This window comes from Enterobacter bugandensis (assembly GCF_900324475.1).
In the GTDB taxonomy this organism is placed as follows: domain Bacteria; phylum Pseudomonadota; class Gammaproteobacteria; order Enterobacterales; family Enterobacteriaceae; genus Enterobacter; species Enterobacter bugandensis.
In genome coordinates this window covers 3,082,848-3,102,850 of the sequence record NZ_LT992502.1, presented here as the reverse complement: position 1 = coordinate 3,102,850, position 20,003 = coordinate 3,082,848, and the positions used below count along the sequence as shown (strand labels likewise).

Below are 20,003 nucleotides of genomic sequence, written 5' to 3'. Positions count from 1 at the left end.
AATGAGGTGATTTATGTTTCTTAGCGTCATTACTGTCGCTTTTCGTAATTACGAAGGGGTGGTAGAAACCTGGCGCTCGCTGCGCAACCTGGCGCGCGATCCAAGCCTCACCTTTGAGTGGATCGTGGTCGACGGCGGCTCGAACGATGGCACGGCGGAGTTTCTGGAAAAACTCAACGGTGAGTTCAACTTACGCTACATCAGCGAGAAAGATAAAGGCATCTACGATGCGATGAACAAGGGCATTGATATGGCCCAGGGCCGTTATGCCATCTTCCTCAACTCCGGCGATATTTTCCACGACGACGTGGCGCTGTTTGCCCGTCAGCTGGCGCGCCAGAAAGAGGATGCCATGTATATTGGCGATGCGCTGCTCGATTTTGGCGACGGGCATAAAGTCTGCCGCAGCGCCAAGCCAGGCTGGTATATCTACCACAGCCTGCCAGCCAGCCATCAGGCCATTTTCTTCCCGGTAAACGGTCTGAAAAAACAGCCTTACGATTTGCAGTACAAGGTGTCATCCGATTATGCGCTGGCCGCCAGCCTGTATAAATCAGGTTACCCGTTCCGTCGAATTAAAGGGCTGGTGTCTGAATTTTCGATGGGCGGCGTGTCAACGTCTAATAATCTGGAATTATGCCAGGATGCAAAAAAGGTGCAGCGTCAAATATTACGCGTGCCGGGATTCTGGGCGGAATTGTCTTATTTATTACGCCTGCGTACGACAGGTAAAACGAAAACCTTATATAACAAAGCCTGAATATAAGGAAACGCAATGCAGGATTTAAAAGGTTTCTCCGTACCGAAAGGTTTTCGGGGCGGGAACGGTATTAAGGTACAGTTATGGTGGGCGGTTCAGGCAACCTTATTTGCCTGGTCACCGCAAATACTGTACCGCTGGCGAGCCTTTTTATTGCGCCTGTTTGGCGCAAAAATCGGAAAAAACGTAGTTATTCGACCTTCGGTAAAGATTACCTACCCCTGGAAATTAACCCTCGGGGATTACGCCTGGGTAGGGGATGACGCGGTGTTATATACCCTGGGCGAGATTACGATTGGCGCAAATTCGGTGGTTTCACAGAAGTGTTATTTGTGCACCGGCAGCCACGACTTTATGAGCCCGCATTTTGATATTACCGCTTCGCCTATTGTGATCGGTGAAAAGTGCTGGCTGGCAACGGATGTTTTTGTTGCACCAGGTATTTCTGTTGGCGATGGCACGGTAGTCGGTGCCCGCAGCAGCGTTTTTAAATCGCTACCGGCAAATAAAATTTGCCGTGGCAACCCCGCAGTGGTGATACGCGAACGCGTTGAAACTGATTAAATTCATAAGTAGAGGAATATAAACATGTCTAAAGTCGCTCTCATCACCGGCGTTACCGGGCAGGATGGTTCTTACCTGGCAGAACTGCTGCTGGAGAAAGGGTATGAAGTGCACGGTATTAAACGTCGTGCCTCTTCTTTTAACACCGAACGTGTGGATCACATCTATCAGGATCCTCACGCGGCAAACCCGAAATTCCACCTGCACTACGGCGACCTGACCGATACCTCCAACCTGACCCGTATCCTGCAGGAAGTACAGCCGGATGAAGTGTACAACCTGGGGGCGATGAGCCACGTTGCGGTCTCCTTCGAGTCCCCGGAATACACCGCTGACGTTGACGCCATGGGTACCCTGCGTCTGCTGGAGGCGATTCGCTTCCTCGGTCTTGAGAAGAAAACTCGCTTCTACCAGGCATCTACCTCCGAGCTGTACGGCCTGGTGCAGGAAATTCCACAGAAAGAGACCACGCCGTTCTACCCGCGCTCTCCGTATGCGGTAGCAAAACTGTACGCCTACTGGATCACCGTGAACTACCGTGAATCCTACGGTATGTACGCCTGTAACGGCATTCTGTTTAACCACGAATCTCCGCGTCGCGGCGAAACCTTCGTGACCCGCAAAATCACCCGTGCGATCGCCAACATCGCTCAGGGTCTGGAATCTTGCCTGCACCTCGGCAACATGGACTCCCTGCGTGACTGGGGCCATGCCAAAGACTACGTGAAAATGCAGTGGATGATGCTGCAGCAGGAACAGCCAGAAGACTTCGTTATCGCGACCGGCGTGCAGTACTCCGTGCGTCAGTTCGTTGAGATGGCTGCGGCGCAGCTGGGCATCAAACTGCGCTTCGAAGGCACCGGCGTGGAAGAGAAGGGTATCGTTGTATCCGTGACCGGCCACGACGCGCCGGGCGTGAAGCCAGGCGACGTGATTGTGCAGGTTGACCCGCGTTACTTCCGTCCTGCTGAAGTAGAAACCCTGCTGGGCGACCCAACCAAAGCGCACGAGAAGCTGGGCTGGAAACCAGAAACCACTCTGCAGGAGATGGTTTCCGAGATGGTGGCCAAAGATCTTGAAGCAGCGAAAAAACACTCCCTGCTCAAGTCTCATGGCTACGAGGTTGCCATCGCGCTGGAGTCCTGAGAATGACAAAACAACGTATTTTTGTCGCCGGTCATCGCGGAATGGTGGGTTCCGCGATTGTCCGCCAGCTGGAACAGCGCGGTGACGTAGAGGTAATTGTCCGCACCCGTGACGAGCTGAACCTGCTCGACAGCCGTGCGGTACAGGACTTCTTTGCCAACGAACGCATTGACCAGGTGTATCTGGCGGCGGCGAAGGTGGGCGGCATTGTCGCTAACAACACCTACCCGGCGGATTTCATCTACGAGAACATGATGATTGAGAGCAACATCATTCACGCGGCGCATCTGCACAACGTGAACAAGCTGCTGTTCCTCGGTTCATCCTGTATCTACCCGAAGATGGCGAAGCAGCCGATTGCCGAAAGCGAGCTGCTGCAGGGCACGCTTGAAGCCACTAACGAGCCGTATGCGATTGCCAAAATTGCCGGGATCAAGCTGTGCGAGTCCTACAACCGTCAGTACAACCGCGACTATCGCTCGGTGATGCCGACTAACCTGTATGGACCGCACGATAACTTCCACCCGAGCAACTCGCACGTGATCCCGGCGCTGCTGCGTCGCTTCCACGAGGCGACTGCCGAAAACGCCCCGGACGTGGTGGTGTGGGGCAGCGGGACGCCAATGCGCGAGTTCCTGCACGTGGACGACATGGCGGCTGCCAGCATTCACGTGATGGAGCTGGATCGCGAGGTGTGGCAGGAAAACACCGAGCCGATGCTGTCGCACATTAACGTGGGTACCGGCGTGGACTGCACCATTCGCGAGCTGGCGCAGACCATCGCGCAGGTGGTTGGCTACAAGGGCCGCGTGGTGTTTGACGCGACCAAACCGGACGGCACGCCGCGCAAGCTGCTGGACGTGACCCGTCTGCATCAGCTGGGCTGGTATCACGAGGTCTCACTGGAGCAGGGGCTGGCCAGCACCTACCAGTGGTTCCTGGAAAACCAGCACCGCTTCCGGGGGTAATGATGTTTTTAAGTCAGGAAGATTTTGCCACGGTAGTGCGTTCCACTCCGCTCATTTCGATTGATTTGATCGTGGAGAACGAACGCGGCGAGTTCTTGCTGGGGAAACGAACCAATCGTCCTGCACAGGGCTTCTGGTTCGTGCCCGGCGGGCGCGTGCAGAAGGATGAGACGCTGGTTGATGCGTTTGAGCGTCTCACTCTGGCGGAGCTGGGCCTGCAGCTGCCGATGGCAGCGGGCCAGTTTTACGGGGTCTGGCAGCACTTCTATGACGATAACTTTTCAGGCACCGGGTTCTCCACGCACTACGTCGTGCTGGGGTTCCGCCTGAAGGTGAGTGAGGCAGACCTGCGTCTGCCTGATTCTCAGCATGACGATTACCGCTGGCTAACGCCAGAGGCGCTGCTGGCAAGCGACAACGTCCATGACAACAGTCGGGCGTACTTCCTCGCGGAACGTCAGGCCGAGGTGCCAGGACTATGAAAATCCTCGTCTACGGAATTAACTACTCGCCGGAATTAACCGGTATCGGGAAATACACCGGCGAGATGGTGGAGTGGATGGCGAGCCAGGGACATGACGTGCGGGTGATTACTGCCCCGCCGTACTACCCGGAGTGGAAGGTAGGCGAACGCTATTCCAGCTGGCGCTATCGCCGCGAAGAGGGGGCCGCGACCGTCTGGCGCTGCCCGCTCTACGTGCCGAAACAGCCCTCGACGCTGAAACGTTTAATTCATCTGGGCAGCTTTGCCCTCAGCAGTTTCTTCCCGCTGATGGCGCAGCGTCGCTGGAAGCCGGATCGCATTATCGGCGTGGTGCCGACGCTGTTCTGCACGCCGGGCATGCGCCTGCTGGGAAAACTCTCCGGCGCGCGCACCCTGCTGCACATTCAGGATTATGAAGTGGACGCCATGCTCGGTCTGGGTATGGCCGGGAAAGGCAAGGGCGGCAAGGTGGCGAAGCTCGCCAGCGCCTTTGAGCGCAGCGGCCTGCATAACGTGGATTACGTTTCAACGATCTCGCGCTCGATGATGAACAAAGCGCAGGAGAAGGGCGTCCCGGCGGAGAAGGTGATCTTCTTCCCGAACTGGTCCGAAGTGGCGCGTTTTCGCGACGTGACGGAGCAAGAGGCTCAGGCGCTGCGCGCCCGGCTCGGCTTGCCTGAAGACCAAAAAATCATTCTTTACTCAGGCAACATTGGCGAAAAGCAGGGGCTGGAGAGCGTTATTGAAGCGGCCCAGCTGCTGATCGAACAGCCGTGGACGTTTGTGATTGTCGGACAGGGCGGGGGAAAAGCGCGGCTGGAAAAGATGGCCAGTGAACGCGGCCTGACCAACGTGAAGTTTTTCCCGCTGCAATCGTACGACGCGCTGCCTGCGCTGCTGAAAATGGCGGATTGCCATCTGGTCGTGCAAAAACGCGGCGCGGCGGATGCGGTGCTGCCGTCCAAGCTGACCAACATTCTGGCAGTGGGCGGTAACGCGGTGATTACGGCCGAAGCCGAAACTGAATTAGGCCAGCTGTGTGGCAGCTATCCGGGGATTGCCGTGTGCGTGGAGCCGGAATCCGTTCCCGCGCTGGTCACCGGCATTGAACAGGCACTCGCCATGCCAAAAGTGAACACGGTGGCACGTGAATATGCCGAACGCACGCTCGAGAAAGAGAACGTGCTGAGCCAATTTATTGCAGATATACGGGGATAAATCATGAGTCAAACCACTTTGTATCCGGTTGTGATGGCTGGTGGCTCTGGTAGCCGGTTGTGGCCGCTGTCCCGCGTGCTCTATCCAAAACAGTTCCTCTGCCTGAAAGGGGATCTCACCATGCTGCAGACGACGGTAAACCGTCTGCACGGCGTGGAGTGTGAAAGCCCGGTGGTGATTTGTAACGAACAGCACCGCTTTATCGTTGCCGAGCAGCTGCGCCAGCTGAACAAGCTCACGGAAAACATCATCCTGGAGCCTGCCGGACGTAATACCGCGCCCGCGATCGCACTGGCGGCGCTGGCGGCAAAACGCAGCAGCCCTGACTGTGACCCGCTGATGCTGGTCCTGGCGGCAGATCACGTTATCCAGCAGGAAGACGCATTCCGCGACGCGGTGCGTGCCGCGATCCCTTACGCCGAGAGCGGCAAGCTGGTGACCTTCGGCATCGTGCCGGATCTGCCGGAAACCGGCTACGGTTACATCCGTCGCGGCAGCGTAACGCCGGGTGAGGGCGATAGCGTGGCGTTTGACGTGGCGCAGTTTGTCGAAAAACCGAATCTCGAAACCGCGCAGGCCTATGTCGCCAGCGGTGAATATTACTGGAACAGCGGGATGTTCCTGTTCCGCGCCGGACGCTATCTCGAAGAACTGCGCAAATACCGCCCGGATATTCTGAACGCCTGCGAAAAAGCGATGGCGGTGGTGGACCCGGATCTCGACTTTATCCGCGTGGATGAAGAGGCGTTCCTCGCCTGCCCGGAAGAGTCTATCGACTACGCCGTGATGGAACGCACGGCTGACGCGGTGGTGGTACCGATGGATGCAGGCTGGAGCGACGTTGGCTCCTGGTCCTCCCTGTGGGAGATCAGCGCCCATACCCCGGAGGGTAACGTCCATCACGGCGATGTGATTAGCCACAAAACCGAAAACAGCTACGTTTACGCCGAGTCTGGCCTCGTCACCACCGTCGGGGTAAAGGATCTGGTGGTTGTCCAGACCAAAGACGCGGTGCTGATTGCCGACCGTAACGCCGTGCAGGACGTTAAAAAAGTGGTTGAGAAGATTAAGGCCGATGGCCGTCACGAACACCACATTCACCGTGAAGTGTACCGTCCGTGGGGCAAATATGACTCCATCGACGCGGGTGACCGCTATCAGGTGAAGCGCATCACCGTGAAGCCGGGCGAGGGGCTGTCGGTGCAGATGCACCATCACCGCGCTGAACACTGGGTGGTGGTGGCGGGTACGGCCAAAGTGACCATCGACGGCGAAGTGAAGCTGCTGGGTGAAAACGAGTCCATTTATATTCCGCTGGGCGCCACGCACTGTCTGGAAAACCCGGGAAAAATTCCTCTCGACTTAATTGAGGTGCGCTCCGGCTCGTATCTGGAAGAGGACGATATTGTGCGCTTCCAGGATCGCTACGGGCGCGTGTAGCACGCCGCATCATGCCCGGCGGCGCTGCGCCTGCCGGGCCTACGAATGACAAAAATAAATTGGCCATTAAGTGGTCAGGGCCAACTGTTGCCTGAAAAAGGGGTCATCATGGAAAAATTAACCTGTTTTAAAGCCTACGATATTCGCGGCAAGCTGGGCGAAGAGCTGAATGAAGACATCGCGTGGCGCATCGGTCGCGCGTACGGCGAATATTTAAAACCTAAGACCATCGTGCTGGGCGGCGACGTGCGTCTGACCAGCGAATCCCTGAAGCTGGCGCTGGCAAAAGGGCTGCAGGACGCGGGCGTGGACGTGCTGGACATCGGCCTGTCCGGTACCGAAGAGATCTATTTTGCCACCTTCCACCTCGGCGTGGACGGCGGTATCGAAGTGACGGCCAGCCACAACCCAATGGACTACAACGGCATGAAGCTGGTGCGCAAGGGCGCCCGCCCGATTAGCGGCGACACCGGCCTGCGCGACGTGCAGCGCCTTGCGGAAGCCAACGACTTCCCGCCGGTGAACGAAGCGAAGCGCGGCAGCTACAAGCAGATTAACCTGCAGAAAGAGTACATCGACCACCTGCTGGGCTACATCAACGTGGCGAACCTCAAGCCGCTGAAGCTGGTTATCAACTCCGGTAACGGCGCGGCCGGCCCGGTTGTCGATGCGCTGGAAGCCCGCTTTAAGGCGCTGAACGTGCCGGTGACCTTCGTCAAGGTACACAACACGCCGGACGGTAACTTCCCGAACGGTATTCCTAACCCGCTGCTGCCGGATTGCCGCGACGACACCCGTAACGCGGTGATCGAGCACGGTGCCGATATGGGCATCGCCTTCGACGGCGACTTCGACCGCTGCTTCCTGTTCGACGAGAAAGGGCAGTTTATCGAAGGCTACTACATCGTTGGCCTGTTGGCGGAAGCGTTCCTGGAGAAAAACCCGGGCGCGAAGATCATTCACGATCCGCGTCTTTCCTGGAACACCGTCGACGTGGTGAAGGCCGCGGGCGGCGAGCCGGTGATGTCTAAAACCGGCCATGCCTTCATCAAAGAGCGCATGCGCGAAGAAGACGCCATCTACGGCGGCGAGATGAGCGCCCACCACTATTTCCGTGATTTTGCCTACTGCGACAGCGGGATGATCCCGTGGCTGCTGGTGACCGAGCTGCTGTGCCTGAAAGGGCAGAGCCTGGGCGAGCTGGTGCGCGACCGCATGGCGGCCTTCCCGGCGAGCGGGGAGATCAACAGCAAGCTGGCGCAGCCGGCCGAGGCGATTGCCCGCGTTGAACAGCACTTTGCCATTCACGCGCTGGAGATTGACCGTACGGACGGCATCAGCATGGCGTTCCCGCAGTGGCGCTTTAACCTGCGTTCGTCCAACACCGAGCCGGTGGTGCGCCTGAACGTGGAATCCCGCGCTGATACGGCGCTGATGGAAGCCCGAACGAAGGACATTCTGGCGCTGTTGAATCAGTAACAATTGCCCCTCCCGGCGGGAGGGGGAACCGAATACAGGAACAACGATGACGAATCTAAAAAAACGCGAACGAGCGAGAACGAATGCATCGTTAATCTCTATGGTGCAGCGTTTTTCTGATATCACCATCATGGTCGGTGGATTGTGGGCGGTGTGTCGGATCAGCGGGCTGCCGTTCTTATATATGCATCTTCTGATGGCCCTGATTGCGCTGGTTGTGTTTCAGATGATCGGCGGAATGACCGATTTCTACCGCTCGTGGCGCGGCGTGAAAATGACCACCGAACTGATGCTGCTGCTGCAGAACTGGACCCTGAGCCTGATCTTCAGCGCCGGTCTGGTGGCGTTCAGCCATGATTTTGACAACCGCTTCGTGACCTATCTCTGCTGGTACCTGTTAACCAGCGTCGGCATGGTCGTGTGCCGTTCCCTGATCCGCTTTGGCGCGGGCTGGCTGCGTAACCGCGGCTATAACCGTCGTTTCGTCGCCGTAGCGGGTGATTTACCGGTCGGGAGAGTGCTGCTCGACAGCTTCCGCAAAGAGCCGTGGTTAGGCTTTGAAGTGGTGGGGATTTACCACGACGCGAAGCCGGGCGGCGTGCCTGCGGACTGGGCGGGCAATTACGCGCAGCTTATTGAAGACGCGAAGGCCGGAAAAATTCATAACGTCTATATCGCCATGCAGATGAAAGACGAAACCCGCATCAAGCAGCTGATGCGCGAGCTGGCGGACACCACCTGCTCGGTGATCCTGATTCCGGACGTGTTTACCTTCAACATTCTGCACTCCCGCATTGAAGAGGTGAACGGCGTACCGGTGGTACCGCTGTACGACACGCCGCTGTCGGGTATCAACCGCGTGCTCAAGCGCGTGGAAGATATCGTACTCTCTTCCCTGATTTTACTGCTCATTTCCCCGGTGCTGTGCTGCATCGCTCTGGCGGTGAAGCTGAGCTCTCCCGGCCCGGTTATCTTCCGTCAGACCCGCTACGGCATGGACGGTAAGCCGATCATGGTGTGGAAATTCCGCTCCATGAAGGTGATGGAGAACGACAAGGTGGTGACCCAGGCGACGCAGAACGATCCGCGCGTCACCCGCGTGGGGAACTTCCTGCGCCGCACTTCGCTTGACGAGCTGCCGCAGTTCATCAACGTCTTTACCGGCGGCATGTCGATTGTTGGTCCGCGTCCGCACGCGGTGGCGCATAACGAGCAGTACCGTTCGCTGATTGAAGGCTACATGCTGCGCCATAAGGTGAAGCCGGGCATCACCGGCTGGGCGCAGATCAACGGCTGGCGCGGCGAGACCGACACGCTGGAAAAAATGGAAAAACGCATCGAGTTCGATCTGGAGTACATCCGCGAGTGGAGCCTCTGGTTCGATATCAAGATTGTTTTTCTGACCATCTTCAAAGGTTTCGTGAACAAAGCGGCGTACTAAGATGAGCTTACGTGAAAAAACCATCAGCGGCGCCAAGTGGTCAGCGATGGCGACCATCGTCATCATTGGTCTCGGCCTGGTGCAGATGACGGTGCTGGCGCGCATTATCGATAACCACCAGTTCGGCCTGCTGACCGTCTCGCTGGTGATTATCGCGCTGGCCGACACGCTGTCTGACTTTGGTATCGCCAACTCCATTATCCAGCGCAAAGAGATCAGCCATCTCGAGCTGACCACGCTCTACTGGCTGAACGTGGGGCTGGGGATTTTCGTCTTTGTGCTGGTGTTCCTGCTGAGCGACACCATCGCCAGCGTGCTGCACAACCCGGACCTCGCTCCGCTGATGCGTACGTTGTCCTTTGCATTCGTGGTGATCCCCCACGGGCAGCAATTCCGCGCGCTGATGCAAAAAGAGCTGGAGTTCAACAAAATCGGCATGATTGAAACCAGCGCGGTGCTGGCGGGCTTTACCTTTACCGTGGTGAGCGCCCATTTCTGGCCGCTGGCGATGACCGCCATCCTCGGTTACCTGGTTAACTCTGCCGTGCGTACGCTGCTGTTCGGCTACTTTGGCCGCAAGATTTATCGTCCGGGGCTGCACTTCTCTCTTGCGTCCGTCTCGTCCAACCTGCGCTTTGGTGCGTGGCTGACGGCGGACAGCATTATTAACTATGTGAACACCAACCTCTCGACGCTGGTGCTGGCGCGCATCCTGGGCGCGAGCGTGGCGGGGGGCTACAACCTGGCCTATAACGTTGCGGTTGTTCCTCCTATGAAGCTGAACCCCATTATCACTCGCGTGCTATTCCCGGCGTTCGCCAAGATTCAGGACGACACCGAGAAGCTGCGCGTCAACTTCTACAAGCTGCTTTCCGTGGTGGGGATTATCAACTTCCCGGTGCTGCTGGGGCTGATGGTGGTTTCCAGCAACTTCGTGCCGCTGGTGTTTGGCGAGAAGTGGAACGGCATTATCCCGATCCTGCAGCTGCTGTGCGTGGTGGGGCTGCTGCGCTCCGTGGGCAATCCGATTGGTTCTCTGCTGATGGCGAAGGCGCGCGTGGATATCAGCTTTAAGTTCAACGTGTTCAAAACTTTCCTGTTTATTCCGGCGATTATCGTCGGCGGGCATATGGCGGGCGCCATCGGCGTCACGCTGGGCTTCCTGCTGGTGCAGATCGTCAATACCGTTCTGAGCTACTTCATCATGATCAAACCGGTGCTGGGCTCCAGCTACCGTCAGTACATCCTGAGCCTGTGGCTGCCGTTCTATCTCTCATTGCCGACCCTGGCGGTGAGCTACGGTCTGGGCATTATCCTCAGCGGGCATCTGCCGCTGGCCGCGCTGCTGGCGGTGCAGGTTGCCGCGGGCGCGCTGGCGTTTGGCGTGATGATTGTGCTGTCGCGCAACGCGCTGGTGGTAGAGCTGAAGCGCCAGTTTTGCCGTAACGAAAAAATGAAAACGCTGCTTCGCGCAGGCTAGTTCTTTAAGAGGCCATTATGAAATTATTAATTCTTGGCAACCATACCTGCGGCAACCGTGGCGACAGCGCCATCCTGCGCGGTTTACTGGATGCAATTAACACCCTTAAGCCTGAGACTGAAGTGGATGTGATGAGCCGTTATCCGGTCAGCTCATCCTGGTTACTGAACCGCCCGGTGATGGGCGACCCGCTCTACAGCCAGATGAAACAGCACAACAACGCCGCGGGCGTGATGGGGCGCGTGAAGAAAGTGCTGCGCCGTCGCTACCAGCATCAGGTGCTGCTTTCCCGCGTCACCGACACCGGCAGGCTGCGCAACATCGCGATCGCGCAGGGCTTTACCGATTTCGTGCGCCTGCTTTCCGGCTATGACGCCATTATTCAGGTCGGCGGCTCGTTCTTCGTCGATCTCTACGGCGTGCCGCAGTTTGAGCATGCGCTGTGCACGTTCATGGCGAAAAAGCCGCTGTTTATGATCGGCCACAGCGTCGGGCCGTTCCAGGATCCGCAGTTTAACCAGCTCGCAAATTATGTGTTTGGCCACTGCGACGCGCTGATCCTGCGCGAATCGGTCAGCCTCGACATGATGAAGCGTAGCGAAATTGACACCTCTAAAGTAGAACACGGCGTGGATACCGCCTGGCTGGTGGATCACCAGGACAATGACTTCCAGCCGAGCTATGCGGTGCAGCACTGGCTCGACGTGACGGCGAAACAGAAAACCGTTGCGATTACCCTGCGTGAACTCGCCCCGTTCGATAAGCGTCTTGGCACCACCCAGGCAGCCTATGAGAAAGCGTTCGCCGACGTGGTGAATCGCGTGCTGGACAGCGGTTATCAGGTGCTGGCGCTCTCAACCTGTACCGGCATCGACAGCTACAACAAAGATGACCGCATGGTGGCGCTGAACCTGCGCAACCTGGTGAACGACCCGTCCCGCTACCACGTGGTGATGGACGAGCTGAACGACCTGGAGATGGGCAAACTGCTCGCAGCCTGCGACCTGACCGTGGGCACCCGTCTGCACTCGGCGATTATCTCCATGAACTTTGGCACGCCGGCCATCGCCATTAACTATGAGCACAAGTCCGCCGGGATTATGCAGCAGCTTGGCATGCCGGAAATGGCCGTGGATATTCGTCATCTGCTGGACGGATCGCTCGGTGCAATGGTGGGGGACACCCTGGGTCAACTGCCCGCGATCAATGAACGCCTGGCGGTGGCGGTGAAAGCCGAGCGCGAGAAGGGCATTGGAATGGTGAAATCGGTGCTTGAACGCGTGCGGGAGGGGAAATGAAGGTTGGTTTCTTCTTACTGAAATTTCCGCTGTCTTCTGAGACCTTTGTACTGAACCAAATCACCGCGTTTATCGATATGGGATATGACGTGGAGATCGTTGCCCTGCAAAAGGGCGACACCAAAAATACCCATGCGGCGTATGCCCAGTATGGGCTGGAGGCGAAGACCCGCTGGCTGCAGGACGAACCGGCCGGGAAGCTGAGCAAGCTACGCTACCGGGCCAGCCAGACGTTACGCGGGATCCACCGCGCGTCGACGTGGCGCGCGCTGAACGTTTCCCGCTATGGATCGGAATCTCGCAATTTAATTCTGTCGGCCATCTGCGGGCAAACGGCGCAGCCGTATCGTGCCGACGTGTTTATCGCCCACTTTGGCCCGGCGGGGGTCATCGCCGCGAAACTGCGTGAGCTTGGCGTAATTGACGGCAAAATTGCGACCATCTTCCACGGTATCGACATTTCCAGCCGCGAGGTGCTGAACCACTACACGCCGGAGTATCAGGCGCTTTTCCGCCGCGGCGACATGATGCTGCCCATCAGCGACCTGTGGGCCGGACGACTGAAAAGCATGGGCTGTCCGGGGGAGAAAATTGCCGTGTCGCGTATGGGCGTGGATTTAACGCGCTTCACTCGCCGCCCGGTTAAGGTGCCGGGAAAACCGCTGCAGATCATCTCCGTAGCCCGTCTGACCGAGAAGAAAGGTCTGCACGTGGCCATCGAAGCCTGCCGACAGCTGAAGGCGCGCGGGGTGGCGTTCCACTATCGCATTCTCGGCATTGGCCCGTGGGAACGTCGTCTGCGCACGCTTATCGAACAGTATCAGCTGGACGATGTCGTGGAGATGCCGGGCTTCAAGCCGAGCCATGAGGTTAAAGCCATGCTCGATGAGGCGGACGTGTTCCTGCTGCCTTCTGTAACGGGCGCCGATGGCGATATGGAAGGCATTCCGGTGGCGCTGATGGAGGCGATGGCCGTTGGGATCCCGGTGGTATCGACGCTGCACAGCGGGATCCCGGAGCTGATCAAATCTGATCATTCCGGCTGGCTGGTGCCGGAGAATAACGCGATGGCTCTTGCGGATCGATTGGCTGCCTTCAGCGACATCGACCAGCAGGCGCTGGAGCCTGTGCTCCAGAATGCCCGACAAAAAGTTGAAACCGATTTTAACCAGCAGGTAATCAATCGCCAGTTAGCGAGCCTGCTGCAAACGCTGTAACGCCGAGGTTGTATGCTGAAAAAGATTACCCGACGCACCTTTGTCTCTTCTCTGTCTGTTCTGGCGGCCTCGCCGCTGCTGTCGTCCCGCATGGCGCGGGCGGCAAGCGGAAAGACGGTCTCCATTAATCAGTACAATAACAACGACTGGATCGCCGCTTTTAAGCAGGCGTTTAAGGACGGTGACACCGTCGTTGTCCCGGCCGGACTTACCTGCGAAAACATAAATACGGGCATTTTCATTCCCGACGGTAAAACGCTGCTGATCCGCGGAGCGTTGACCGGCAACGGACGTGGGCGTTTTGTGCTGCAGGAAGGCTGCAAAGTAATCGGTGAAGGCAGCGGGCGCACGGAGAACATCACGCTCGATGTTCGCGGCTCGGACTGCGCGATCAAAGGGCTGGCAATGAGCGGATTTGGGCCGGTGACGCAGATTTACATTGGCGGCAAGAAACCGCGCGTGATGCGCAATCTGCTGATTGATAACATCAGCGTGAGCCAGGCTAACTACGCCATCCTGCGCCAGGGCTTTCACAATCAGGTTGATGGCGCCCGGATCACCAACAGCAAATTCAGCCATCTGCAGGGCGATGCGATCGAGTGGAACGTGGCCATCAATGACCGCAATATTCTGATCTCCGATCATGTGATCGATAACATCAACTGCACCAACGGCAAGATCAACTGGGGCATCGGCATCGGCCTCGCCGGCAGCACCTACGATAACGACTACCCGGAAAAGCAAACCGTGAAGAACTTCGTGGTGGCAAATATCACCGGCAGCAACTGTCGCCAGCTGGTGCACGTTGAGAACGGCAAACACTTTGTTATCCGCAATATAAAGGCCAAAAATATTACCCCCGATTTCAGTAAAAAGGCGGGTATAGACAATGCGACGGTCGCCATTTATGGCTGTGATAATTTCATTATTGATAATGTCGACATGGTCAATAGTGCCGGAATGTTAATCGGCTATGGGGTAATTAAAGGTGATTATTTGTCCATACCCCAGAACTTCAAGCTCAACAATATTCACCTCGATAATCGCCAGCTAGCGTATAAGCTGCGCGGAATTCAAATTTCATCCGGTAATGCGACCTCCTTTGTAGCGATCACCAACGTGGAGATGAAGCGGGCGACGCTTGAGCTGCACAATAAGCCGCAGCATCTTTTCTTACGTAATATCAACGTGATGCAGGAGGCAGCTATTGGCCCCGCGCTGAAGATCAACTTCGACCTGCGTAAAGATGTGCGGGGTAAATTTATGGCCAAAGACGAAACCTTGCTGTCGCTGGCGAACATTAAAGCGGTGAATGAGAAGGGGCAGAGTTCGGTGGATATTGACCGGGTGGATCAGCAGGTAGTGAATGTGGAAAGGCTGAATTTTGCGCTTCCGCACAGATAATCGACAACTTTCTTTTTTGAGACTATTCCTGGCACAGAAGTGTGATCTATTCAGATTACAACTACAGAAATTTGTGGGGCTAAGGCGTAACATTGTCAGAGGATTACGGCAAATCATGCTGGCGAAAACAGGTTTAAGAGCTATAATTCGTCAACCATTTTAAGGTGGAAGAAATAATGATTAATTTGAAAGCAGTCATTCCGGTAGCAGGCCTGGGCATGCATATGCTGCCCGCCACTAAAGCCATTCCTAAAGAGATGCTGCCGATCGTCGACAAACCGATGATTCAATACATCGTCGACGAGATTGTTGCTGCAGGGATCAAAGAAATCGTCCTGGTTACCCATTCGTCCAAGAATGCGGTTGAGAACCACTTCGACACCTCTTACGAACTCGAAGCGCTGCTTGAGCAGCGCGTCAAACGCCAGCTGCTGGCAGAAGTGCAGTCTATCTGTCCGCCAGGCGTAACCATTATGAACGTGCGTCAGGCACAGCCGCTGGGTCTGGGTCACTCGATTTTGTGTGCCCGTCCGGTAGTGGGTGATAACCCATTCATCGTTGTTCTTCCGGACATCATCATCGATACCGCTTCAGCCGATCCGCTGCGTTACAACCTGGCGGCAATGGTGGCGCGTTTCAATGAAACCGGCCGTAGCCAGGTGCTGGCGAAACGCATGAAGGGCGATCTTTCCGAGTACTCCGTTATCCAGACAAAAGAAGCGCTGGAGACGGAAGGGCAGGTGAGCCGCATCGTTGAGTTCATCGAAAAACCCGATCAGCCGCAGACGCTGGATTCGGATCTGATGGCGGTTGGCCGTTATGTCCTGAATGCCGATATCTGGGCGGAGCTGGAAAAAACTGAGCCAGGCGCCTGGGATCGTATCCAGTTGACCGATGCAATTGCAGCACTGGCGAAAAAACAGTCCGTTGACGCGATGCTGATGACAGGTGACAGCTACGACTGCGGTAAGAAGCTGGGATACATGCAGGCGTTTGTGAACTATGGACTGCGCAACCTGAAGGAAGGGGCTAAGTTCAGAAACCGGATTGAGAAGCTGTTGGCTAACGACTGATATTCATTCCGCGTCCATAACAAACGGCAGTTATCATTTTTGGTGTTGAGACATAACCAAAATGATAACTGCCGTTTTTTGTTATTAATTTTAATGATTACATAGGGTTATCTGATTCAAATCTCAGCAGCTTTGTAGCGATTTGTGCTTGTTTCTCTGGTCGTTTAGGACGACAATTAACGCCAGTTTTTGTCTGTAACCAGACAAGCAAAATCATTAATCAAACATCGCTCAGTGCACTGGTAGCTGTTAAGCCAGGGGCGGTAGCGTGCTCAATTTCTGAAACCGTTATTAAACACTCAGGTTTCAGAACCCCAGTATCCAGACATATACACTAGACGGAACAGATAACGTGAAAATTCTTGTGACGGGCGGGGCTGGTTTTATCGGCTCAGCGGTTGTGCGACATATTATTAAAAATACACAGGACGATGTCGTCAATGTAGATAAGCTCACCTATGCCGGAAATCTGGAGTCGCTAACAGAAGTTAGTGATAGCAACCGATATGCCTTTGAGCATGCCGATATTTGCGACAAAGACGCCATGGATCGGATCTTTGCAAAACATAAGCCTGATGCGGTAATGCATCTGGCTGCTGAAAGCCACGTTGACCGTTCTATTACGGGCCCGGCAGCGTTTATCGAAACCAATATCGTCGGCACTTATGTGCTTCTGGAAGCCGCCCGTGCGTACTGGTCCACGCTTGATGAGCAGGCGAAGAAAGCGTTTCGTTTCCATCACATCTCTACCGACGAAGTGTATGGAGATTTGCCGCATCCTGATGAGCATCCTGCATCAACTGAGCTGCCACTCTTTACTGAAACTACCGCGTATGCGCCCAGCAGTCCGTATTCAGCGTCAAAAGCCTCCAGCGATCATCTCGTTCGTGCCTGGATGCGTACCTACGGTTTCCCGACCATCGTCACCAACTGTTCAAATAACTATGGCCCTTACCATTTCCCGGAAAAACTGATTCCGCTGGTTATCCTGAATGCATTGGACGGCAAAGCGCTGCCTATTTACGGCAAGGGCGATCAAATCCGCGACTGGCTCTATGTTGAAGACCATGCGCGTGCACTCTATACCGTGGTCACCCAAGGGAAACCGGGGGAGACGTACAACATTGGTGGACATAACGAAAAGCAAAACCTGGATGTGGTGCATACGATTTGCGATCTGCTGGATGAGATTGTGCCTAAAGAGGGGTCGTATCGCGATCAGATTACCTATGTTGCTGACCGTCCGGGCCATGACCGCCGCTATGCGATTGATGCTGAGAAAATTGGACTTGAGCTTGGCTGGAAGCCTGCGGAAACATTTGAAAGTGGGATTCGTAAAACAGTTGAATGGTATTTGGCAAACACGACATGGGTAGAAAACGTTAAAAGCGGGAATTATAAGACCTGGATTGTACAAAATTATCAAAATCGTTAAGGGCTGTCCGCCTCGATATTTATATGGTTAATTAGCTGATAGGGGACGACAATGAAAATTTTAGTGACTGGGGGAACTGGATTTCTCGGTACTGCTTTAGTCAAAACGTTAAGATCAGCAGGTCACCAGGTAATTTTCACTACGCGTCGAGAAGAAAATATTGAACAGGGAATGTATAATCTTGGCGATATTTCGGCTCAAACGAATTGGACTACGCTTTTACAAGGTTGTGATACTGTCATTCATACCGCAGGAAGAGCTCATATCCTTAAAGATGATGCTGAAGATGCGCTGACAGAATTTCGTCGTGTCAACCATGATGCGACAATGAAATTAGCTAATGACGCTGCAAACTGTGGCGTAAAACATTTCATCTTCGTCAGTTCAATTGGAGTAAATGGTAATTCCACATCGGGAATCCCTTTCAGTGAATCGACACCTGCCAGACCAACGTCAGATTATGCTATTTCCAAGCTGGAAGCCGAGGAAAGCCTTCTCAAGGCATTTTCAGGTAGTAATATGGCAATAACAATCGTTCGTCCGGCTTTAATCTGTGGGCCAAATGCTCCGGGTAATATTCAACGCTTATTAAAGTTAGTGTCTAAAAACCTGCCTCTGCCTTTTAAGTCAGTAAAAAATAAGCGCGCCCTTGTTTCACTGGACAATGTTGTGAGCTTTATAAGCGAATGTACAACAAATGAAAAGTCAAAAAATGAACTTTATCTTTTGGCTGACCAGGAGCATCCTTCAACTGAAGAAATGATTACGGCATTTTCTACCGGGATGGGCATGACAGCGCGGATTGTTTATTTCCCTCGGGCATTACTTAAAATTTTTCTTTCAGCAATGAGGAAAAAAAGTATATATGACCAACTGTATGGCGATCTGGAAGTCGACTCAACGAAATCAAGGGAACAGCTTCAATGGACTCCACCCGTTACGTTGCAGGAAACGATGGTAAAAACAGCGAAGAATTTTATTGAAGGTAAAAAATAATGTTGTATCTGGGGATTGTCGTTTTTGCATTCTTTATCTCATGCGCGATGACCTGGGGTTTAAGGTTGTACGCCATCAAGAATAATGTGATTGATCAGCCAAACCAAAGAAGCTCACATAGTGTGCCGACGCCGCGCGGTGGAGGGGTTGCTATAGTATTAACATTATTAGCTGCATTACTATGGTTGGTACTGACAAAACATATCTCTTATGAGACATTTTTAGGCTTCTTCGTGCCGGGCTTATTGATTGCGGTTATCGGTTTTCTCGATGATCATGGACACATTGCTGCGCGCTGGCGTTTGCTGATGCATTTCTTAGCAGCAGCAATAGGTCTCTATTTCTTAGGAACGTTTCCGGATATTGATATATTTGGCTATGTCGTATCTTTGTCATGGTTTGGAATAATCATAGGAAGCGTCTATCTTGTGTGGATGTTGAATCTATATAACTTTATGGATGGCATTAATGGTCTTGCAAGCTCTCAAGCCATTACTTTTTCTCTGTGCAGTGTCGTTATAATAACGCTTAGCCAAAACGCTGGTTCTCCTGATGCGATGACGATGATTGCACTGGCTCTCGCTGGGGCTGCCGCAGGATTCATTGTGTGGAACTTCCCTGTGGCAAGGATCTTCATGGGGGATGCTGGAAGTGGTTTTTTAGGTATTACTATTGGCCTGATGATTCTTTATTTTGCAAAGCTAGATTCACATGTCTTGTTCGCTGAACTTTGTCTGCTTGGCATTTTTATTGTGGATGCAACTACTACCTTGCTTAGAAGATTACTGGCTGGTAAAAAAGTTTATGAAGCACATGCAAGCCATTGCTATCAAATTCTTGCCCGCAAATATAAGAGCCATGTTCCGGTAACATTGGCGGCGATTGCAATAAATATTGTGTGGTTGTTCCCAATTGCATACTTAATCGTTTCTGCAAAAATTGATGGAATTGTTGGCATCATCATCGCGTGGCTACCATTGATATTTATCGCTTTCAAATGTGGGGCTGGAGTCAAAGACAAAGAGAATGCATAAATGAATGATCTGATCATTATAGGAGCTGGAGGGCATGGACGTACGCTGTACGAAACTGCTAGACTTTTGGGATATGAAAAGATTGTATTCCTCGATGATAATGAATCGTGCTTAAATACTTCAGAGATTCATGTTATTGGGAAAACATCAGATCTTAATCTCTATGCGGACACTGCCAAACATATTGCTATAGGCATTGGCAATAATAAGCTAAGAGAAGTATTCCACCATCAGCTTCAAAGTTTAAGTATTACTCCTACAACGCTGGTACACCCCTTTGCATTTGTGAGTCCGTCCGCTACCTTGGGGAGCGGGAGCGTAGTTTTAGCCGGTGCAGTTATTGGCGCAAACTCAACCTTAGGGGCAGGTACGATAGTTAATAGTCATTCGACGGTGGATCATGATTCGACTCTTGGTGATTTTGCCCACTTAGGGGTTGGCGTGCATCTTGCCGGTGGTGCGAATATTGGGAGATCGGCTTTTCTGCAAGCGGGAACAGTGGGTGGATATAGTGCAACAGTGGATGAGCATGCCATATGCCCTCCCGGTACTATTTTATAAATTAA

General features: G+C 54.2%; 18 protein-coding genes. All 18 read left to right on the top strand.

What is annotated here, in order from left to right:
- Positions 1–13: 13 nt before the first annotated feature.
- The 18 genes from wcaE to DG357_RS15010 all read left to right on the top strand — a co-directional run bounded on the left by wcaE (position 14) and on the right by DG357_RS15010 (position 19,998).
- Positions 14–760 (top strand): colanic acid biosynthesis glycosyltransferase WcaE, encoded by a 747-nt coding sequence (wcaE, locus tag DG357_RS15095; protein ID WP_088204819.1) that lies wholly within the window; start codon positions 14–16, stop codon positions 758–760.
- Positions 761–775: 15 nt separating this feature from the next.
- A complete protein-coding gene (gene wcaF, locus DG357_RS15090; protein ID WP_088204820.1) occupies positions 776–1,324 on the top strand; it encodes a colanic acid biosynthesis acetyltransferase WcaF in 549 nt (182 codons plus the stop codon).
- Between the two features lie 24 nt (positions 1,325–1,348).
- Positions 1,349–2,470, top strand: coding sequence for a GDP-mannose 4,6-dehydratase (gene gmd / locus DG357_RS15085; RefSeq protein ID WP_003863514.1), 1,122 nt, complete (start codon positions 1,349–1,351; stop codon positions 2,468–2,470).
- 2 nt (positions 2,471–2,472) lie between these two features.
- The gene (gene fcl / locus DG357_RS15080; RefSeq protein WP_024908102.1) at positions 2,473–3,438 is read left to right on the top strand and encodes a GDP-L-fucose synthase; all 966 of its coding nucleotides are present in this window, start codon (positions 2,473–2,475) and stop codon (positions 3,436–3,438) included.
- Between the two features lie 2 nt (positions 3,439–3,440).
- Complete coding sequence (locus DG357_RS15075) at positions 3,441–3,920, top strand: GDP-mannose mannosyl hydrolase (protein WP_088204850.1); 480 nt, start codon at positions 3,441–3,443, stop codon at positions 3,918–3,920.
- A complete protein-coding gene (gene wcaI, locus DG357_RS15070) occupies positions 3,917–5,140 on the top strand; it encodes a colanic acid biosynthesis fucosyltransferase WcaI (RefSeq protein ID WP_045260413.1) in 1,224 nt (407 codons plus the stop codon). The genes DG357_RS15075 and wcaI overlap by 4 nt, the downstream gene beginning before the upstream one ends.
- A gap of 3 nt (positions 5,141–5,143) precedes the next feature.
- Complete coding sequence (gene cpsB, locus DG357_RS15065; RefSeq protein ID WP_028013792.1) at positions 5,144–6,580, top strand: mannose-1-phosphate guanyltransferase; 1,437 nt, start codon at positions 5,144–5,146, stop codon at positions 6,578–6,580.
- A 108-nt stretch (positions 6,581–6,688) separates the two neighbouring features.
- Entirely contained in the window at positions 6,689–8,059 is a 1,371-nt protein-coding gene (cpsG, locus tag DG357_RS15060) for a colanic acid biosynthesis phosphomannomutase CpsG (RefSeq protein ID WP_088204821.1), read from the top strand.
- Positions 8,060–8,105: 46 nt separating this feature from the next.
- The gene (gene wcaJ / locus DG357_RS15055; RefSeq protein WP_041909129.1) at positions 8,106–9,500 is read left to right on the top strand and encodes an undecaprenyl-phosphate glucose phosphotransferase; all 1,395 of its coding nucleotides are present in this window, start codon (positions 8,106–8,108) and stop codon (positions 9,498–9,500) included.
- Position 9,501: 1 nt separating this feature from the next.
- Entirely contained in the window at positions 9,502–10,980 is a 1,479-nt protein-coding gene (gene wzxC, locus DG357_RS15050) for a colanic acid undecaprenyl disphosphate flippase WzxC (protein ID WP_088204822.1), read from the top strand.
- Positions 10,981–10,997: 17 nt separating this feature from the next.
- Positions 10,998–12,278: a colanic acid biosynthesis pyruvyl transferase WcaK gene (gene wcaK, locus DG357_RS15045; RefSeq protein ID WP_088204823.1), complete on the top strand. Its 1,281-nt coding sequence runs from the start codon at positions 10,998–11,000 to the stop codon at positions 12,276–12,278.
- Positions 12,275–13,495, top strand: a complete 1,221-nt coding sequence (gene wcaL / locus DG357_RS15040) for a colanic acid biosynthesis glycosyltransferase WcaL (RefSeq protein ID WP_088204824.1) — start codon at positions 12,275–12,277, stop codon at positions 13,493–13,495. The genes wcaK and wcaL overlap by 4 nt, the downstream gene beginning before the upstream one ends.
- Before the next feature lie 12 nt (positions 13,496–13,507).
- Entirely contained in the window at positions 13,508–14,899 is a 1,392-nt protein-coding gene (gene wcaM / locus DG357_RS15035; protein WP_088204825.1) for a colanic acid biosynthesis protein WcaM, read from the top strand.
- Between the two features lie 176 nt (positions 14,900–15,075).
- Entirely contained in the window at positions 15,076–15,972 is an 897-nt protein-coding gene (gene galF, locus DG357_RS15030; protein WP_048957548.1) for a GalU regulator GalF, read from the top strand.
- Between the two features lie 352 nt (positions 15,973–16,324).
- Entirely contained in the window at positions 16,325–17,407 is a 1,083-nt protein-coding gene (gene rfbB / locus DG357_RS15025) for a dTDP-glucose 4,6-dehydratase (protein ID WP_047367927.1), read from the top strand.
- Positions 17,408–17,458: 51 nt separating this feature from the next.
- Positions 17,459–18,403 carry an NAD-dependent epimerase/dehydratase family protein gene (locus DG357_RS15020; RefSeq protein WP_047367926.1) on the top strand — a complete coding sequence of 315 codons (945 nt, stop codon included), beginning with the start codon at positions 17,459–17,461 and terminating at the stop codon, positions 18,401–18,403.
- Complete coding sequence (locus tag DG357_RS15015) at positions 18,403–19,437, top strand: MraY family glycosyltransferase (RefSeq protein ID WP_047367925.1); 1,035 nt, start codon at positions 18,403–18,405, stop codon at positions 19,435–19,437. The genes DG357_RS15020 and DG357_RS15015 overlap by 1 nt, the downstream gene beginning before the upstream one ends.
- Positions 19,438–19,998 (top strand): PglD-related sugar-binding protein, encoded by a 561-nt coding sequence (locus DG357_RS15010; RefSeq protein ID WP_072058741.1) that lies wholly within the window; start codon positions 19,438–19,440, stop codon positions 19,996–19,998.
- Positions 19,999–20,003 lie beyond the last annotated feature (5 nt).